The 17,512-nt window shown below is 51.5% G+C and carries 17 protein-coding genes; 8 read left to right on the top strand and 9 right to left on the bottom strand.

Going from position 1 to position 17,512, the window contains the following annotated elements; translation table 11 throughout:
- Positions 1 to 39 precede the first annotated feature (39 nt).
- The gene (tsf, locus tag UC15_RS10130; protein ID WP_112288325.1) at positions 40 to 891 is read right to left on the bottom strand and encodes a translation elongation factor Ts; all 852 of its coding nucleotides are present in this window, start codon (positions 889 to 891) and stop codon (positions 40 to 42) included.
- A gap of 147 nt (positions 892 to 1,038) precedes the next feature.
- Entirely contained in the window at positions 1,039 to 1,764 is a 726-nt protein-coding gene (gene rpsB, locus UC15_RS10125; protein WP_095923217.1) for a 30S ribosomal protein S2, read from the bottom strand.
- A gap of 367 nt (positions 1,765 to 2,131) precedes the next feature.
- Here rpsB and map point away from each other — a divergent pair, with 367 nt between their 5' ends.
- From map to UC15_RS10105, 4 genes are all read left to right on the top strand, one after another.
- Positions 2,132 to 2,923, top strand: a complete 792-nt coding sequence (map, locus tag UC15_RS10120; protein WP_112288324.1) for a type I methionyl aminopeptidase — start codon at positions 2,132 to 2,134, stop codon at positions 2,921 to 2,923.
- A 108-nt stretch (positions 2,924 to 3,031) separates the two neighbouring features.
- Positions 3,032 to 5,722, top strand: a complete 2,691-nt coding sequence (gene glnD, locus UC15_RS10115) for a bifunctional uridylyltransferase/uridylyl-removing protein GlnD (RefSeq protein ID WP_232829851.1) — start codon at positions 3,032 to 3,034, stop codon at positions 5,720 to 5,722.
- A gap of 46 nt (positions 5,723 to 5,768) precedes the next feature.
- Entirely contained in the window at positions 5,769 to 6,593 is an 825-nt protein-coding gene (gene dapD / locus UC15_RS10110; protein ID WP_112288323.1) for a 2,3,4,5-tetrahydropyridine-2,6-dicarboxylate N-succinyltransferase, read from the top strand.
- A 136-nt stretch (positions 6,594 to 6,729) separates the two neighbouring features.
- Entirely contained in the window at positions 6,730 to 7,119 is a 390-nt protein-coding gene (locus UC15_RS10105) for a DUF3461 family protein (RefSeq protein WP_056781756.1), read from the top strand.
- A gap of 87 nt (positions 7,120 to 7,206) precedes the next feature.
- Here the strand turns inward: UC15_RS10105 and UC15_RS10100 are convergent, their stop codons facing one another.
- The 3 genes from UC15_RS10100 to UC15_RS10090 are packed head-to-tail and all read right to left on the bottom strand — an operon-like array spanning position 7,207 to position 8,794.
- Entirely contained in the window at positions 7,207 to 7,656 is a 450-nt protein-coding gene (locus UC15_RS10100) for a flavodoxin (protein WP_112288322.1), read from the bottom strand.
- 42 nt (positions 7,657 to 7,698) lie between these two features.
- Positions 7,699 to 8,478, bottom strand: coding sequence for a tRNA pseudouridine(65) synthase TruC (gene truC / locus UC15_RS10095; protein ID WP_112288321.1), 780 nt, complete (start codon positions 8,476 to 8,478; stop codon positions 7,699 to 7,701).
- A 1-nt stretch (position 8,479) separates the two neighbouring features.
- A complete protein-coding gene (locus tag UC15_RS10090) occupies positions 8,480 to 8,794 on the bottom strand; it encodes a YqcC family protein (RefSeq protein ID WP_112288320.1) in 315 nt (104 codons plus the stop codon).
- 189 nt (positions 8,795 to 8,983) lie between these two features.
- Between UC15_RS10090 and UC15_RS10085 the strand changes: the two genes are divergently transcribed.
- A complete protein-coding gene (locus UC15_RS10085) occupies positions 8,984 to 10,222 on the top strand; it encodes an MFS transporter (protein WP_112288319.1) in 1,239 nt (412 codons plus the stop codon).
- 676 nt (positions 10,223 to 10,898) lie between these two features.
- On the opposite strand, the gene syd is transcribed toward UC15_RS10085, so the two are convergent.
- Entirely contained in the window at positions 10,899 to 11,450 is a 552-nt protein-coding gene (syd, locus tag UC15_RS10080) for a SecY-interacting protein (protein WP_112288318.1), read from the bottom strand.
- Between the two features lie 79 nt (positions 11,451 to 11,529).
- Between syd and queF the strand changes: the two genes are divergently transcribed.
- The 3 genes from queF (at position 11,530) to xni (ending at position 14,740) form a co-directional block, all read left to right on the top strand.
- Entirely contained in the window at positions 11,530 to 12,375 is an 846-nt protein-coding gene (queF, locus tag UC15_RS10075) for an NADPH-dependent 7-cyano-7-deazaguanine reductase QueF (protein ID WP_112288317.1), read from the top strand.
- Positions 12,376 to 12,545: 170 nt separating this feature from the next.
- The gene (gene ppnN / locus UC15_RS10070; RefSeq protein WP_112288316.1) at positions 12,546 to 13,910 is read left to right on the top strand and encodes a nucleotide 5'-monophosphate nucleosidase PpnN; all 1,365 of its coding nucleotides are present in this window, start codon (positions 12,546 to 12,548) and stop codon (positions 13,908 to 13,910) included.
- A 77-nt stretch (positions 13,911 to 13,987) separates the two neighbouring features.
- Positions 13,988 to 14,740, top strand: a complete 753-nt coding sequence (gene xni / locus UC15_RS10065) for a flap endonuclease Xni (protein ID WP_112288315.1) — start codon at positions 13,988 to 13,990, stop codon at positions 14,738 to 14,740.
- Between the two features lie 158 nt (positions 14,741 to 14,898).
- Here the strand turns inward: xni and rlmM are convergent, their stop codons facing one another.
- The 3 genes from rlmM to UC15_RS10050 form a co-directional block, all read right to left on the bottom strand.
- A complete protein-coding gene (gene rlmM, locus UC15_RS10060) occupies positions 14,899 to 16,005 on the bottom strand; it encodes a 23S rRNA (cytidine(2498)-2'-O)-methyltransferase RlmM (protein ID WP_112288314.1) in 1,107 nt (368 codons plus the stop codon).
- Positions 15,998 to 16,393: a DUF423 domain-containing protein gene (locus UC15_RS10055; protein WP_112288313.1), complete on the bottom strand. Its 396-nt coding sequence runs from the start codon at positions 16,391 to 16,393 to the stop codon at positions 15,998 to 16,000. Before UC15_RS10055 ends, rlmM begins: the two co-directional genes overlap by 8 nt.
- A gap of 94 nt (positions 16,394 to 16,487) precedes the next feature.
- A complete protein-coding gene (locus UC15_RS10050; protein WP_112288312.1) occupies positions 16,488 to 17,408 on the bottom strand; it encodes a transcriptional regulator GcvA in 921 nt (306 codons plus the stop codon).
- Positions 17,409 to 17,512: the final 104 nt, after the last annotated feature.

Here is a 17,512-nt window from a genome sequence, read left to right as displayed (position 1 = left end):
TTTCGCAGCGGTTCCATTTTAGGGTGTATCAGATACTGATTAAGACTGTTTAGTCATTGCTGCAACTTCAGCAGCAAAGTCAGTCTCAACTTTCTCGATACCTTCGCCCACTTCAAAGCGGATGAAGTTAGTCACATCAGCGTTGTGTTCTTTCAGAACCTGACCAACAGTTTTGCTTGGGTCGATAACGAAAGGCTGACCAGTCAGAGAAACTTCGCCGGTGAATTTCTTCATGCGGCCTTCAACCATTTTCTCTGCAATTTCTTTCGGCTTGCCAGACTGCATCGCGATGTCCAGCTGAACCTGATACTCTTTTTCTACAACTTCTGCAGACACATCTTCAGGCTTAACGAATTCTGGTTTGCTTGCTGCAACGTGCATTGCAATTTGCTTAACCAGTTCTTCATCAGCGCCAGTAGCTGCGATCAGAACACCGATACGTGCGCCGTGCAGGTAGCTGCCCAGCACATCGCCTTCAAGGATCTGAACGCGACGGATGTTGATGTTCTCACCGATTTTAGCAACCAGCTGAATACGCTCTTCTTCGAACTGAGCTTTCAGAACGTCAACATCAGTCACTTTGCCTGCAACAGCAGCGTCCAGCACTTTGTCAGCGAAAGCCTGGAAACCAGCATCTTTAGCGACGAAGTCAGTCTGGCAGTTAACTTCCAGAATCACGCCGAAGTTGCCTTCGATTTTGGTTTTGATCACGCCGTCAGCAGCTACGTTGCCTGCTTTTTTCGCAGCTTTGATCGCGCCAGATTTACGCATGTTTTCGATTGCCAGCTCGATGTCGCCATTCGCTTCAACCAGAGCTTTCTTACAATCCATCATGCCAGCGCCAGTACGTTCGCGCAGTTCTTTTACCAGGGCAGCGGTAATATCAGCCATTGTATTTTCCTCGATTATCTCAGTGCAAAAAGGGTTTTTGCGGTGAGATATTTCTCGCATTTAAGATAAGCAAAGGGGGCCAATAAAGGCCCCCTAACCAACATATTTCAATACCTGGTTAATAAGGGCTCTGCTGAGCTTGCCTTATTATTCAGCTTCTACGAAGCTTTCTTCTGCCTGAACAGCCAGATCTTGCGAACGGCCTTCACGAACAGTGGCAGCAACAGCGCTCAGGTACAGATTTACTGCACGGATTGCGTCATCGTTACCAGGGATAACAAAGTCAACGCCATCCGGATCGGAGTTGGTATCAACAATGGAGAATACCGGGATACCCAGGTTGTTAGCTTCTTTGATTGCAATGTGTTCGTGATCAGCGTCGATTACGAACAGAGCATCAGGAAGACCACCCATATCCTTGATACCACCCAGGCTGTTTTCCAGCTTAGCCAGTTCACGAGTACGCATCAGCGCCTCTTTCTTGGTCAGCTTCTCGAAAGTACCGTCCTGAGACTGAACTTCCAGATCTTTCAAACGTTTGATGGACTGACGAACAGTTTTCCAGTTAGTCAGCATGCCGCCCAACCAGCGATGGTTCACGAAGAACTGGTCGCAGTTGTGTGCAGCTTCTTTTACCGCTTCGCTTGCTGCGCGTTTAGTACCAACGAACAGGATCTTACCTTTACGGGAGGAGATCTTCTGCAACTCAGCCAGAGCTTCGTTGAACATTGGAACAGTTTTCTCAAGGTTGATGATGTGAACCTTGTTACGAGCGCCGAAGATGAATGGCTTCATTTTCGGGTTCCAGTAACGGGTTTGGTGACCGAAGTGAACACCGGCCTTGAGCATGTCGCGCATGGAAACAGTTGCCATGATAAAACCTCTATTAAGTAGTTGGGGTTATGCCTCCACGTATCCCATACAACCGACCCCGAAGAACGAATTCCCAAGGCACCCCGGCGTATGTGTCGATACGTGTGTGTTATTACTTACGTGAATAAGTACACAATGAGTGATTTTGGCTTTAATCCCTCAGCGTCGTAAGACCCAGAGCGGATTGCCGGCGCGCTTTATATCATAAATAACGGCCGGACAGCAACTTTTGTTCACCGAATTGCTTAGCGGGAAATGATAGTTTGGCAGCAAATATCAGGGCTGATACCATAAGCCACAGCTAATTATTGACGACATCGGTGTAGAAATAAAGCACACCTGATGCACTGAACCTGCAGGACAACACATGGCTATTTCAATCAAAACCCCTGAAGACATCGAAAAAATGCGCGTTGCTGGCCGTCTGGCCGCCGAAGTGCTGGAAATCATTGAGCCTTTCGTCAAACCTGGCGTGAGCACCGGTGAGCTTGATCGCATTTGTGCCGATCACATCGTGAACAAACAAAAAGCTGTTTCTGCTTGTCTGGATTACCACGGTTTCCCGAAATCTGTCTGCATTTCCATTAACGAAGTGGTATGTCACGGTATTCCGAGCGACGACAAAATCCTTAAAGATGGCGATATCGTCAATATCGATGTCACCGTGATTAAAGACGGTTTCCACGGCGACACCTCCAAGATGTTCATTGCGGGCAAACCGACGATTCTGGGTGAGCGTCTTTGCCGCATCACGCAGGAAAGCCTGTATATCGCGCTGCGCATGATCAAACCGGGTATCCGTCTGCGTACACTGGGTAAAGAGATCCAGAAATTCGTCGAAGCTGAGAATTTCTCTGTGGTTCGCGAATACTGCGGTCACGGTATCGGTGAAGGTTTCCACGAAGAACCTCAGGTTCTGCATTACGATGCAGATGACGGCGGCGTGGTATTACAGGCTGGCATGGCTTTCACGGTTGAACCGATGGTCAACGCCGGTGATTTCCGTATCCGCACCATGAAAGATGGCTGGACCGTAAAAACTAAAGATCGCAGCTTGTCGGCTCAGTACGAGCATACTATTGTGGTGACAGATAACGGTTGTGAAATTATGACGCTGCGTAAGGATGACACCATCCCGGCTATTCTAACGCACGACTAACAGTCGCCCGCTCTGCGGAGAGGGTATAAATCTGTGAATCAAACCGGCGAAAGCCGGTTTTTTTATCTTTCACGTTTATTGGTCTCTCACGTGTAGGGCTGCGCACCCATGATTGAAAATTTTCCGGCTGAAAAGAGCCTGCAACCACAAACCACGCAGGATCTTACCCACACTTTCCCGCCACAACCTGCCTCCCCTTCTGTCTATCCGGATGACGATTTAAACCGTCAGAGTCTGAAACAGCATATGGAACAGTTTCAGGTATGGCTGGCGGATGCCTTCAATGCCGGGCAACGGGCGGAAGAGCTGGTGGATGCGCGAACGCATTACATCGACCAGCTACTGCAACGTCTGTGGACGTTCTACGGGTTCGACAATATCCCTGAAACCGCGATGGTGGCCGTCGGCGGTTACGGCCGTGGTGAACTGCATCCTTTATCCGATATCGACGTGCTGGTACTGAGCCAGAAACGCCTCAACGACGAACAGGCGCTGCGGATTGGCGAGCTGATCACTTTGCTGTGGGATCTCAAACTTGAAGTCGGCCACAGCGTCCGCACGCTGGAAGAGTGCCTGTTAGAAGGTCTGGCCGATTTAACCGTCGCGACTAACCTTATCGAATCACGCCTGATTTGCGGCGACGTGGCGCTGTTTCTCAGTATGCAGAAACACATTTTCAGCGACGGATTCTGGCCTTCACCGAACTTTTTCCGCGCTAAAATTGCAGAGCAGAATGAGCGCCATCAGCGTTATCACGGCACCAGCTATAACCTTGAGCCGGACATTAAGAGCAGTCCGGGTGGCTTGCGTGATATCCACACCATTCTGTGGGTGGCCCGCCGCCATTTTGGCGCCACATCGCTCGATGAAATGGTGGCGTTTGGCTTCCTCACCAAAGCTGAGCGCAACGAACTGCTGGAATGTCAGAGCTTCCTGTGGCGTATCCGTTTCGCCCTGCATCTGGTCTTGCCAAGATATGACAACCGCCTGCTGTTCGACCGTCAGCAAAGCGTGGCGCAGCTGTTGCAGTATCAGGGCGAAGGCAACCAGCCGGTCGAACGCATGATGAAAGATTTCTATCGCATGACCCGCCGGGTCGGCGAGCTGAATCAGATGTTATTGCAGTTGTTCGATGAAGCAATTCTGGCGATTGGCCCGAATGAAAAACCACGCCCGCTGGATGAACATTTTCAGTTACGCGGCGACCTTATCGATCTGCGCGACGAATCCCTGTTCGATACCCGTCCGGAAACCATCATCAGCATGTTCCACCTGATGGTACGTCACCGTGAAATCAAAGGGATTTACTCAACGACCGTTCGCTTACTGCGCCATGCCCGCCGTCATCTGAAAGAGCCGCTGTGTATGATCCCGCAGGCACGCGAAATGTTTATGGCGATTCTGCGCCATCCGGGTGCCGTGTCGCGTGCGCTGGTGCCGATGCACCGCCACAGCGTGTTGTGGGCGTATATGCCGCAATGGGGACAAATCGTCGGGCAGATGCAATTCGACCTGTTCCACGCCTATACGGTCGATGAACACACCATCCGCGTGCTGCAAAAACTGGAAAGTTTTGCCCATGAAGAGACGCGACCAAAGCATCCTTTGTGCGTGGAATTGTACCCGCGCCTGCCGCAGCCTGAACTGCTGCTGATGGCCGCGCTGTTCCACGATATCGCCAAAGGCCGCGGTGGCGATCACTCGATTCTTGGCGCGCAGGATGTGCTGGAGTTTGCCGAACTGCACGGGCTGAATTCCCGTGAAACTCAGCTGGTCGCCTGGCTGGTTCGTTGTCACTTACTGATGTCAGTAACAGCGCAACGCCGCGATATTCAGGATCCTAATGAAATTCAGCAATTCGCTGCGGAAATGCAGACCGAAGTCCGTCTGCGCTATCTGGTCAGCCTGACCGTAGCCGATATTTGTGCCACCAACGAAACTCTGTGGAACAGCTGGAAACAGAGCCTGATACGTGAGTTGTATTTCGCCACCGAGAAACAGCTGCGCCGCGGTATGCAAAATACGCCGGATCTGCGTGAGCGCGTACGTCATCACCGCCTGCAGGCGCTGGCCTTGCTGCGCATGGATAATATTGATGAGGAAGCGTTGCACCGCATCTGGAGCCGCTGCCGGGCGGATTACTTCCTGCGTCACTCACCGAATCAGCTGGCGTGGCACGCAAGACATCTGCTGGAGCACGACTCCACCAAACCATTGGTGCTGGTCAGCCGTCAGGCAACCCGCGGCGGTACGGAGATATTTATCTGGAGTCCTGACCGCCCGTATCTGTTTGCCACCGTTGCCGGTGAGCTGGACAGACGTAACCTGAGCATTCATGACGCGCAGATTTTCACCAATCGCGACGGCATGGCGATGGATACCTTTATCGTGCTCGAACCGGACGGCAGCCCGCTGGCACAGGATCGCCATGAAGCGATCCGTTATGCGCTGGAACAGTCGATGACGCAGGCTTATCAGCCGCCGCGCGCCCGACGTCCTTCGCCGAAACTGCGTCATTTCAGCGTACAGACCGAAGTCAGTTTCCTGCCAACACATACCGACCGCCGCACGTACATGGAACTGGTGGCGCTGGATCAGCCCGGTCTGCTGGCACGCGTCGGGGAAGTGTTCTCTGACCTGGGACTGTCGCTGCACGGTGCGCGCATCTCAACCATCGGCGAACGCGTAGAAGACTTATTTATTCTTGCCAACAGTGAGCGCCGTGCGCTGGATAAGCAAACTCGTCAGGAAATCACTCGCCGATTAACTGAGGCACTCAACCCTGGCGATAAAATGTGATACAAGTACCACTATCTTTTAAAACCAATTCAGGAAAGAGAACAGGATGCAGCAACTACAAACCGTTATTGAACAAGCCTTCGAGCGCCGTGCAGACATTACTCCGGCTAACGTTGACAGCGTAACGCGCGACGCCATCACTCAGGTTATCAACAAAATCGACAGCGGCGAATTGCGCGTGGCTGAGAAGATTGATGGCGAATGGGTGACGCATCAGTGGCTGAAGAAAGCGGTACTGCTCTCGTTCAGAATCAATGACAATCAGGTGATGGAAAGCGGAGAAAGCCGTTACTTCGATAAAGTGCCAATGAAATTCGCGGACTACGATGAAGCGCGTTTCCAGCGTGAAGGTTTCCGCGTGGTGCCACCTGCTGCCGTGCGTAAAGGCGCATTCATTGCACGCAACACCGTACTGATGCCTTCTTACGTCAACATCGGCGCATACGTTGATGAAGGCACCATGGTTGATACCTGGGCGACGGTAGGTTCTTGCGCGCAGATCGGTAAAAACGTACACCTGTCCGGCGGCGTAGGCATCGGCGGCGTTCTGGAGCCTTTGCAGGCTAACCCGACCATCATCGAAGACAACTGCTTCATCGGCGCGCGTTCTGAAATCGTTGAAGGCGTGATTGTCGAAGAAGGCTCAGTGATTTCCATGGGCGTTTACATCGGCCAGAGCACCAAAATTTATGACCGCGAGACGGGCGAAGTACATTATGGTCGCGTCCCTGCCGGCTCCGTTGTCGTTTCCGGCAACCTGCCTTCTAAAGACGGTAAATACAGCCTGTATTGTGCTGTGATCGTCAAGAAAGTAGATGCGAAAACTCTGGGCAAAACCGGCCTGAATGAGTTATTGCGAACCATCGACTAAGATTAAAAATAGCGGGTCATCAGTTACCCGCTATTTTTTTATCTTGTTGATAGCAAATTGTGTCATTAATCAACGATTCGAATTCTTCTTCGGTTCATCATGACCGTTAAATATTCTCCTAAACGAAGGTAGCGCTATGTATGACAATCTGAAAAGCCTGGGCATTAATAATCCCGACGATATTGATCGTTACAGCCTGCGTCAGGAGGCCAATAACGACATTCTGAAGATCTACTTCCGCAGAGATAAAGGTGAGTTTTTTGCTAAAAGCGTGAAATTTAAATATCCACGCCAGCGCAAAACCATCGTTGCCGATAATGCAGGGCAAGGTTATAAAGAAATTCATGAAATCAGCCCTAACCTGCGCTATGTAATTGATGAACTGGACCAAATCTGCCAGCGCGATCAGGTTGAAGTGGATCTGAAGCGTAAAATTCTTGATGACCTGCGTCACCTGGAATCCGTTGTAGCGAATAAGATTACTGAAATTGAATCCGATCTGGAAAAACTGACCAGCGGTCGCTGATTATTCGCAGCCAGAAGATTGAGAAAGTAAAAAGGTCAGGCATTTGCCTGACCTTTTTTATTGTGCGCAGAAAAGACTGCTGCGAAATTATTTAAGCAACTGGCCCCATTTTTCCACCCAGGGAACAGCGACCGTTTCCGGCTCGGCGGTTTCCATCGCATCAATTTCCAGCAATTCGCCGATACGCGACGCGCCCTGCTCCTGCAATAAATCATCCAGCTTATGGCCGCCGCCACAGAAATGATCGTAGCTGATATCGCCCAGCGCAATCATACCGTAGCGCAGTTCGGGCTGATAACCAACGGTGTCGCGGATCGCGGCATACAAAGGCGCGATGCTGTCCGGCAAATCGCCCTGACCGGTGGTTGAAGTCACAATCAGGACAAAATGATGACGGTAATACTGCCAGGCTTCCAGCGTGCCTTCTTCGAACAATTTGACGTCATGGCCCTGGCCTTTCAGCACGGTTTCCGCTTCTTCTGCTACCAGTAACGCATTGCCGTACACCGTACCGACGAAAATTCCGACTTCTGCCATGGGTTTCACTCCTGTGTGATGCCAATATTTCAATCAAAGGACTTAAATTTGTGGACTATCCTGACCGCAAGTTTCTGCAAACTCAACCCTTTCAAGCTCAGGGATTTTTCCCTGCCAGCCAAACTGTGTCACTACATTCTGCCAGCGAGGATCCCAGCGAGCATTCAAGGAAAGAGGTTCACCGGTTACCGGATGTGGCAATTGCATATGACTGGCATGGAGCATCAGCCCAGAACAGCCAAAATGCTGCGTCATGCCACGGTTTTGCTTTAAATCGCCGTGCGCGCTGTCACCGATAATCGGGTGACGCAAATGCGACATATGACGGCGCAACTGATGCTTACGGCCAGTTTCCGGTTTCAGTTCCATCAGACTGTAGCGCGCGGTGTCGTAACGTCCTACAGCCACTGGCATTTCGACCTGTGCGACGACGCGATAATGCGTCACTGCAGGCTGTGGCGCTTTATCCGGATCCGCAAACTTATCAGCGATTTTATCCAGCTCTTCAGTCAGCGCGTAATCCAGGGTGCCGTCTTGTGGCACATACCCGCGAACTACGGCGTGATAGGTTTTGCTCATCTGATTATTTTCGAACTGCTGCGACAGCAAACGAGCTACTTCGCTGGACAGCGCCAGCAGCAAAACGCCCGACGTCGGCTTATCCAGCCGGTGAACCGTAAACACATGCTGACCAATCTGATCACGCAATGTTTGCATCACAAACACCGTTTCATGGCGGTCCAGCCAGCTGCGGTGAACCAGCATGCCCGCAGGTTTATTCACTGCGACCAGATGTTCGTCCTGATACAAAATTTCCAGCATGTCAGTCTTCTATATTCAGCAAATCGTCGAGGCGTTGCAGCTGTGTCAGCAAACGGAGTGCTTCCGGCATCGCCACTTCAAAATAGGGGGTGATTGCAAAACGGGTTGGCAGTGGCGCCTGAGCTTCCAGCAACGCGTACATACGGGGAACCAGCACCCATTGCAGCCATTGCTCAGCAGACATAGTATCCACAGAAAACGGCTCTTTGCTTTCAAAGGCTTCCGCTTCCGGCGGCGTGGCGTGCCACAACTTGTCATCACGCATGACCTGCTCGATATCTTCTAAAATCTGGCGAACCTGGTTTTCTGTATTCATCAATGACTCTCTTCGTTCATGGCCCCGGGCAGCCTCCGCCGGGGGCGCAAAGCATAACATTGAAGGACTGATGCCCCAACTTTCTGCATCGTATCCAATTAATCAATCCAGCCATAAGTTTTTCGTGGTGGCGATAAACGCCCGTTACGGGCAAACTACCGCCACTTTTTTCTTCACAGATGTGTAAAAATGTCCGCACAACATACTCAAAAAGCACACGCAACACCGGCAAAAGCTATGCTGGCCTCCGTCACCGGCTACGCCATGGACGGCTTTGATTTACTGATCCTCGGCTTCATGCTTCCCGCTATCACCAGCGAATTTGGTTTGTCATCCTCACAAAGTGGCTCTCTGGTCACCTGGACTCTGATTGGTGCCGTCCTGGGCGGCGTGATTTTCGGGCCCATCAGTGATCGCTTCGGCCGCATCCGCGTACTGACCTTCACCATTCTGATGTTCTCTCTGTTCACTGGTTTATGCGCTTTCGCACAAGGCTACTGGGATTTACTGATTTACCGCACGCTGGCAGGCGTCGGGCTCGGTGGTGAGTTCGGTATCGGCATGGCGCTGATTGCAGAAGCGTGGCCGGCGGAAAAACGTAACCGCGCCTCAGCGTATGTCGGCATGGGCTGGCAGCTCGGCGTGTTAATGGCAGCCTTCCTGACGCCAATGCTGCTCGGCATTATCGGCTGGCGCGGCATGTTCCTGGTCGGCCTGTTACCGGCGCTGGCTTCTTTCCTGATCCGCCGCACCATGGGCGAACCGGAAGCTTTCGTTAAACACACTGCCAGCAATAACGATGGCTCACTGTTCAGCCGCATTAAGTTACTGTTTCGCGATAAAGTCACGACGAAAGCCAGTATCGGCATTCTGATCCTGTGTTCTGTGCAGAACTTTGGCTATTACGGTCTGATGATCTGGATGCCAAGCTACCTGTCGAAAAACTTCGGCTTCTCGCTGACTAAATCCGGCCTGTGGACGGCGGTCACGGTTGTAGGGATGACGTTTGGGATCTGGCTGTTCGGCATGCTTTCTGACCGTTTCCCGCGCTGGAAAATCTTCCTGATTTATCAGGTCGGTGCTGTCATTATGGTGGTGTGCTATGCGCAGCTTACCGATCCGACGCTGATGTTGTTCGCGGGTGCACTGATGGGCATGTTTGTGAATGGCATGATTGGCGGTTACGGCGGACTGATATCCGATCTCTATCCGGTACACGTCAGGGCGACGGCGCAGAATCTGTTGTTTAATCTCGGACGTGGTGTGGGCGGTTTTGGTCCGCTGGTGATCGGGATACTGGTAGCGCAGGTGTCGTTTACCGCAGCGATTACGTTACTGGCTGCGATTTACCTGCTGGATATCTTCGCTACGTTATTCCTGCTGCCTAAAAAACAGGGGCAGGATGATGTCTTAGGGGCAATTGGCTAATAACTGAGGGGCGCTTCGGATATCGCGGAACGCCTTCTGTTATCAGAATGTTCAGGCGTGCGATAAAAGATTCAGACAAAAAGTTGGGGGCACTGTTTACACAGTGCCCCCGGTTCGTTTTATAGCAATCCAGCTACCTAAGTGCTCCCTGCTCAATCCCTGAAAACTTTTCCTGCGGTTATCCTAACCGGCTGTCCTTCGCATCGTCCAACTTTCATCCTGACGGTCTATCCTAAGTCATCCTGACTGATATCCCTTGGTCATCTGTGACCCGCTCAGCTTCCTTTGTGAGCTCTCTTCTCCGTCCTGGAGGTGTCCCTGGTTTCGTCCTGAAACATCCTGGCATAATCCGATGCCGTCCTGACTCTTCCTGAGCCGTCCCCTTCTTTAATGATTCAGCCATCATCCTGATGTTCTGTCTCATGCTTCCTTGGTGCACGACTAGAATCGTTGATTTTGCCCTTCCGGACAAGACAGGCTGTAAGCCAAAAACTGGGAAGGTAAGCCTTCTTACAAACAATAAGTGAGTTAACTTATTGATATTGATTGTTATATGGATTTTTGTGGTGAGATAGTTAAGTCAAATTAGCGAGATCTCTTACAGTCTTTGTGAGAGATCTCTCACACGCTTGTGAGCCATTTGTGCTCTGCGGGATGGGGTACATCGACAATAAAATCAGGCGGGGTAAACAGCGGTCAGCATTGTAAGGAATTCTGACAACGATGGCGAGAGTATAGTTCTTTTTTTACTGCCGAATTGCTCCAGCACAACATTCCCGGTCACATTACACAGCGAAACCAGATCCAGCTCGGAATCTGTGGTCGCCAGAAAAATCGTTGGCGACAGCTTCAGACGCTTTTGCGTCACCAGATGACCAATCAGATTCTCCTGCAAACGGGTGAAATCTTCCGGGCTCCAGACCTGCAACAGTGTCAGCGCATTGCCCTGCCAGCTGGCGGTCATGTCTCCGGCAAACTGCGTGGTATAAAACGCATGCGCCTCCGGGCGCAGTTGTAATTCCATCGCGCGTTCGACATTTTCCAGGGTCGCCTGCGGGCTGAACGTCTGAGTCAGCCAGTAGACTTTGCCTTCTTCCGTCTTCACCACGCACGGCGAAGCTACTCCAAACAGGGCTTCACTGGCAGGCGGCATGCCGGTTTCCTGTTGCCAGAGATCGACAAAACGCTGAGTAAATTCACGCAATGCTACTGAAACTTCAGACTCCATAATTCTCTCATCTTCCGCTAAGGCTGGGTTAAACTGGTGACTATTCTCTATTGTACCGATCTCTAAGCAAGGTGACAGCATGTCCTCATATCAGGATAACCCCGCTCTGGCGCAACTGACGCTGGGCAAAAGTACGGCTTACGTTGACCATTACGATGCGTCTTTATTACAGGCCGTTCCGCGCAGCATGAACCGTGAGCCGCTGGGCTTGTATCCGGATAACTTACCGTTTCATGGCGCAGATATCTGGACGCTATATGAACTGTCCTGGCTCAACGCGAAGGGATTGCCACAGGTTGCTGTGGGCGAAATCAGCCTGAATGCTAATAGTCAGAACCTGATTGAATCCAAAAGTTTCAAACTCTATCTGAACAGTTTTAATCAGACCGTCTTCCCCGACTGGGAAACAGTGCAGAAAACCTTAACCCGTGACCTGAGCGCCTGTGCGCAAGGTGACGTGACCGTAACGGTCAGCCGCCTGTCTGAAATTGAAGGCACGCCGGTAGGACGTTTCGACGGTATCTGTATTGATGAGCAGGATATTGAAATCGACAACTACGAATTCAGCACTGATTATCTGGCCAGTGCCAAAGGTGAAGAAATCGTTGAAGAATCTCTGGTGAGTCATCTGCTGAAATCAAACTGTCTGATTACCCATCAGCCCGACTGGGGTTCCGTGCAAATCCGGTATCGTGGCCCGAAAATCGACCGCGAAGCCCTGCTGCGCTATCTGGTGTCTTTCCGTCATCACAACGAATTCCACGAACAATGCGTCGAACGGATCTTCAACGATCTGCTGCGTTTCTGCCAGCCGGAAAAACTCGCCGTGTACGCCCGCTACACTCGTCGCGGCGGGCTGGATATCAATCCGTGGAGATCCAACTTCCCGTTTGAACCTGCAACAGCGAGACTTGTCAGACAATAATGCGAGACGTTGCTCAAGAACTGAGCTAACGCTCTGTGAGCATTGGTAAAAGCCTGATGACAGGGTTACTGTTAAATTGCATACGGCGCAAAAAACATGATCCGAAAAATCATGCGCCGCAATCAGGTAGCAGAAAGAATCACTGCACCCGTTGGTGTCAAGGAGCAACTTTGATTACACATATCAGCCCGTTAGGCTCAATGGATTTGTTGTCGCAGCTGGAAGTCGACATGCTCAAACGCACGGCGAGCAGCGACCTCTATCGCCTTTTCCGAAATTGTTCACTGGCCGTCCTTAATAGCGGCAGTCAGACTGACAGCAGTAAAGAACTTCTCGATCGTTACGAAAGCTTTGATATCAATGTATTGCGCAGAGAGCGTGGCGTGAAACTTGAGCTGGTAAACCCGCCGGAAGATGCCTTTGTGGACGGGCGGATCATCCGTTCATTACAGGCCAACCTGTTTGCCGTGCTGCGCGATATTCTCTTCGTCAGCGGGCAAATTGATAACGCCGGTCGTTTTCAGCACCTGAACACCGAAAATTCAGCGCACCTGACCAACCTGGTGTTTTCTATCTTACGCAACGCCCGCGCCCTGCATCTGGATGAAGATCCAAACATGGTCGTGTGCTGGGGCGGCCACTCTATTAATGAAATCGAATACCAGTACGCCCGTAACGTCGGCAGCCAGCTGGGTTTGCGCGAACTGAACATTTGCACAGGCTGTGGCCCGGGTGCGATGGAAGCGCCAATGAAAGGTGCCGCCGTCGGCCACGCACAACAGCGTTACAAGTCAGGCCGCTTTATCGGCATGACAGAACCTTCAATTATTGCCGCTGAGCCGCCTAATCCGCTGGTCAACGAACTGATCATCATGCCTGATATTGAAAAACGGCTTGAGGCATTTGTTCGCATTGCCCACGGGATCATTATTTTCCCTGGCGGCGTCGGTACCGCAGAAGAATTGCTGTATCTGCTGGGGATCCTGATGGATCCGGAAAACAGCGATCAGGTTCTCCCGCTGATCCTGACTGGTCCGAAAGAAAGTGCCGATTACTTCCACGTGCTCGATGCTTTCATTAAAGAAACCCTCGGCGAAGAAGCCTGTAAGTTCTACACCATCATTATCGACGATCCGACAGAAGTGGCCCGTCAGATGAAACGCGCGATGCCGCTGGTGAAAGAAAACCGCCGGAACAGCGGCGATGCTTACAGCTTTAACTGGTCGATTCGTATTGCGCCTGATTTACAGCATCCGTTCGAGCCAAACCATGAAAACATGGCGAACCTGAACCTTTATCCAAACCAGCCACCGCAGGAACTGGCCGCCGCATTGCGCCGCGCCTTCTCCGGTATTGTGGCCGGTAACGTGAAAGAGTTTGGGATCCACGCCATCGAGCAACATGGTCGCTTCAAACTGCATGGTGATCCGGCATTAATGAAAAAAATGGACAGCCTGCTGCAAGGGTTCGTCGCACAGCACCGCATGAAATTGCCGGGCAGCGCGTACATTCCTTGTTATGAGATTTGTGCCTGACCGACCGTTCACACGGCAAGCACACTTCTAAAGCAGATCTAAGGGCGACGTAAGTCGCCTTTATTATGGAGATTATCATGGCAATACATCTGCTTATTATCGATGCCCTGAACCTGATCCGCCGAATTCACGCAGTTCAGGGCTCGCCTTGTCTTGTTACCTGCCAGAATGCCATCGGCCAGCTGATTCAGCATACTCAGCCCACGCACGCCGTTGCCGTATTTGACGAAGATGACCGCGCCGACAGCTGGCGTCATCAGAGCCTGCCTGATTACAAAGCCGGACGCACACCAATGCCGGACAATCTGTTTGCAGAAATGCCTAGCCTGAAAGCCGGTTTCGAGGCACAAGGCATCGCCTGCTGGCATTCTGCGGGCAATGAAGCAGATGACCTGGCAGCCACGCTGGCGGCAAAAGTATCGTCCGGCGGTCATCAGGTCACTATCGTTTCAACCGATAAAGGTTATTGCCAGCTTCTGGCACCGAATGTTCAGATCCGCGATTATTTCCAGAAACGCTGGCTGGATATGCCTTTTGTGCAGGAAACCTTTGGCGTTCTGCCGCAGCAACTCACCGATTACTGGGGTCTGGCGGGGATCAGCAGCAGTAAAATTCCAGGTGTTCCGGGCATTGGTCCGAAGACAGCGGTGACATTATTGACGCAAACCGGCTCGCTGGATGAACTTTACGATAATCTGGAAGGTGTGCCGGAAAAGTGGCGTAAGAAGCTGGAAGAACACCGTGAACAGGCTTATATCTGCAAACGGGTTTCAACGCTGCAAACCGACGTCGCGCTGGACGGCAACTTACAGCAACTGCGCCTGCCATAAAAAAGCGCTTCTCAAAGAGAAGCGCTCAGGAAGGATACTCTAAATAATTTGAATTGCAGGCAGGCGGCAAGTAAGAGAGACCCGATGAGCTTACTCAGGTAAGTGATTCGGGCGAACGCACGCAGTCAACGCCCCTGCAGTTCAAAGTATGACGAGTATCAGCGATCACGCTCATCGCGACGCCCGCCAATAGCAGACCAGAAACGGCGAATATGCACGGTAACTTCTTCGCGGTCATGATAAAGCTGTTTCGCGAAGATCTCCGCGTTCACGCCATTTTCTTTCAGACGTTCATCGATGCGCTCAAGAATATTAGACACTTCTTCGTAACGCTTTTTCATCGGTAACTTCAGGTTGAAAATCGCCTCGCGACACCAGCCGTTGACCAGCCAGTCACACATCAGTGCAGCCACTTTCGCCGGTTTCTCTACCATGTCACAGACCAGCCAGTAGTTTTTGGTACTGGTGGATTTATAGCGGAAGCCGTCTTCGCGAAGATGAATAACCTGGCCAGTTTCCATCAGGCTTGGCGCCATCGGACCGTTGTCGATAGCCGTGACCATCATGCTGCGTTGTGTAAGCTGATACGTCCATCCGCCCGGACACGCGCCTAAATCGACCGCGTACATGCCGCTCGCCAGACGTTCATCCCACTCATCCGCCGGAATAAAGACGTGGAAGGCTTCTTCCAGTTTCAGCGTCGAGCGGCTTGGCGCTTCGGACGGGAACTTGAGGCGCGGAATACCCATATAGAAGGGTGAATTGTTGTTGCTGTAGGAATACCCGACGTAGCAGCAGCCCGGCGCTATAAAGAACACATGTACCACAGGGCGCAGCGCATTCTCTTTCTTACCCAGCACTTTGCGTTCACGCATCGCAGCACGCAACGGCACCGTCAGTTTGCGACAGAACTTGGTAAGCTCTTTGCTTTCATTGGTGTCCGGCACTTCGACGCGAAGCTCACCGCCGTTGGTGATCACATTCTGAACCATGCCGACGATCGGAGAAACACGGTCTTCCGGCGGCAAATCTTTCAGCAATTCGCCGACCACGATTAACTGACGGGCAAAAATCAGTTCGCGGAAAGGCAAATTCTTCGCAATCTTGTCAGCATCATCTGGCTGATAGCATTCAAACAACACATATCCGCTGTTTTCTTTAACACGAGCAAAACCGAAGATTTCCATCCTTGCGGCTTTGTCGGTAATTTCTGCTGCGCATTCTTTTTCAAAACCCTGACGGCAGTAGAGAGCAACTTTATTCATGGCGTTCGGCCTTTTTCTTCAGGCGCAGTGCGCCGATCAACATCAAAATCCAACCGACCAGGAATAAGGTACCGCCAATCGGAGTTACAAAAACGAATAAACGGAGATGCGACAGCGCCAGACAATAAAGGCTGCCGCTGAACAACACGGTTCCCAGCGCTAAAAAGGCGCTGCTCCAGTAGAACCACACATTACGCTGGCGCTGCATCGCAACACCTAAAATCATCACCGCCAGCGTATGAATACTTTGATACGTTAATCCGGTGTGGACCCACGCCATTTCTGCTTCGCCGAGCGACTGACTCAACACGTGTGCGCCAAAGGCACCGAAAGCGACGTAGATAAAGCCGCTGATTGCGGCGAAGATCAACATTGAACGACTGGTCATTGTGCGTTACCTGTTATCGTTATTAACCGATGAAAATCCCAAGTAATCAGTCTTATAAGCAGACCCTGGACTTTCTATCCCCGGAGATCTGGCCTCATGCCTGATCGAAACGAAAGCGCAGTTTTTCCTGCTCGCTGGCTGCACGCGCGAGGATCCACTGACGAAAGGCGGCTATTTTACCCAGTTCTGCCTGACTGTCATGACAAACCAGATAAAAAGCATTTTTACTGATCAAAACTTCGCTGAACGGGCAGACCAGACGTCCGGCCTCAATTTCAGTCTGCGCCATGACATTATTCACCAGCGCAATACCTTGCCCGTGGACGGCGGCCTGAACCACCATCGCGCTATGGCTGAAAATGGGCCCCTGCTGGACATTGATTTGCTGTAACCCGAGCTGTTTGGTGTAGGCCAGCCAGTCGCGGCGGGAAGCATCATGCAGCAAAGTGTGGTGGCTTAAATCTGCCGGTTCCTTCAGCGGATTATCGCTCATCAGTAAAGAAGGAGAACAAACCGGAAGTAAATATTCAGCATATAAACGCTCGGCCCGCAGCCCCGGCCAGTTGCCCCGGCCGTGGAAAATCGCCACGTCGACATCGTCGGATAATTTGTCTTCTTCGCGATCCACAGCCTGAATGCGCACATCGATGCCCGGATAAGCTGAGTTAAAGCCAGACAATCTTGGCACCAGCCACTGAATCGCAAAGCTCGGCGGCAAACTTACCGTCAGAGCGCCTTTCGCGCTGCGTGCCTGGAGTTTTCTCGTCGCCTCATTCAGGGATGAGAATATCTCCTTAATATCCAGATAATAGCTCTGCCCTTCTTCGGTCAGTAACAATGAGCGATTACGCCTGCGAAACAGTTTTAACCCTAAAAAGTCCTCAAGTGACTTAATCTGGTGGCTAACGGCGGCCTGCGTGACGAACAATTCTTCGGCAGCCTTAGTAAAACTAAGGTGGCGCGCTGCGGCATCAAATACCCGCAGAGAATTCAAAGGCGGTAAACGTTTTGACATAGAATGGATACTTCTTATTCGCCGGTAAGCGGAGCGCCTGTCCGCGGATTTAGATATTAGTTTTTTTAATCCGAGACATTATAATTTGTCCGTTGAGGATGTAC

Source organism: Rahnella sp. AN3-3W3 (assembly GCF_003263545.1).
Taxonomy (GTDB): domain Bacteria; phylum Pseudomonadota; class Gammaproteobacteria; order Enterobacterales; family Enterobacteriaceae; genus Rahnella; species Rahnella variigena.
The sequence above is the reverse complement of the archived record's forward strand: the minus strand, read 5'-3'. Positions and strand labels throughout refer to the sequence as shown.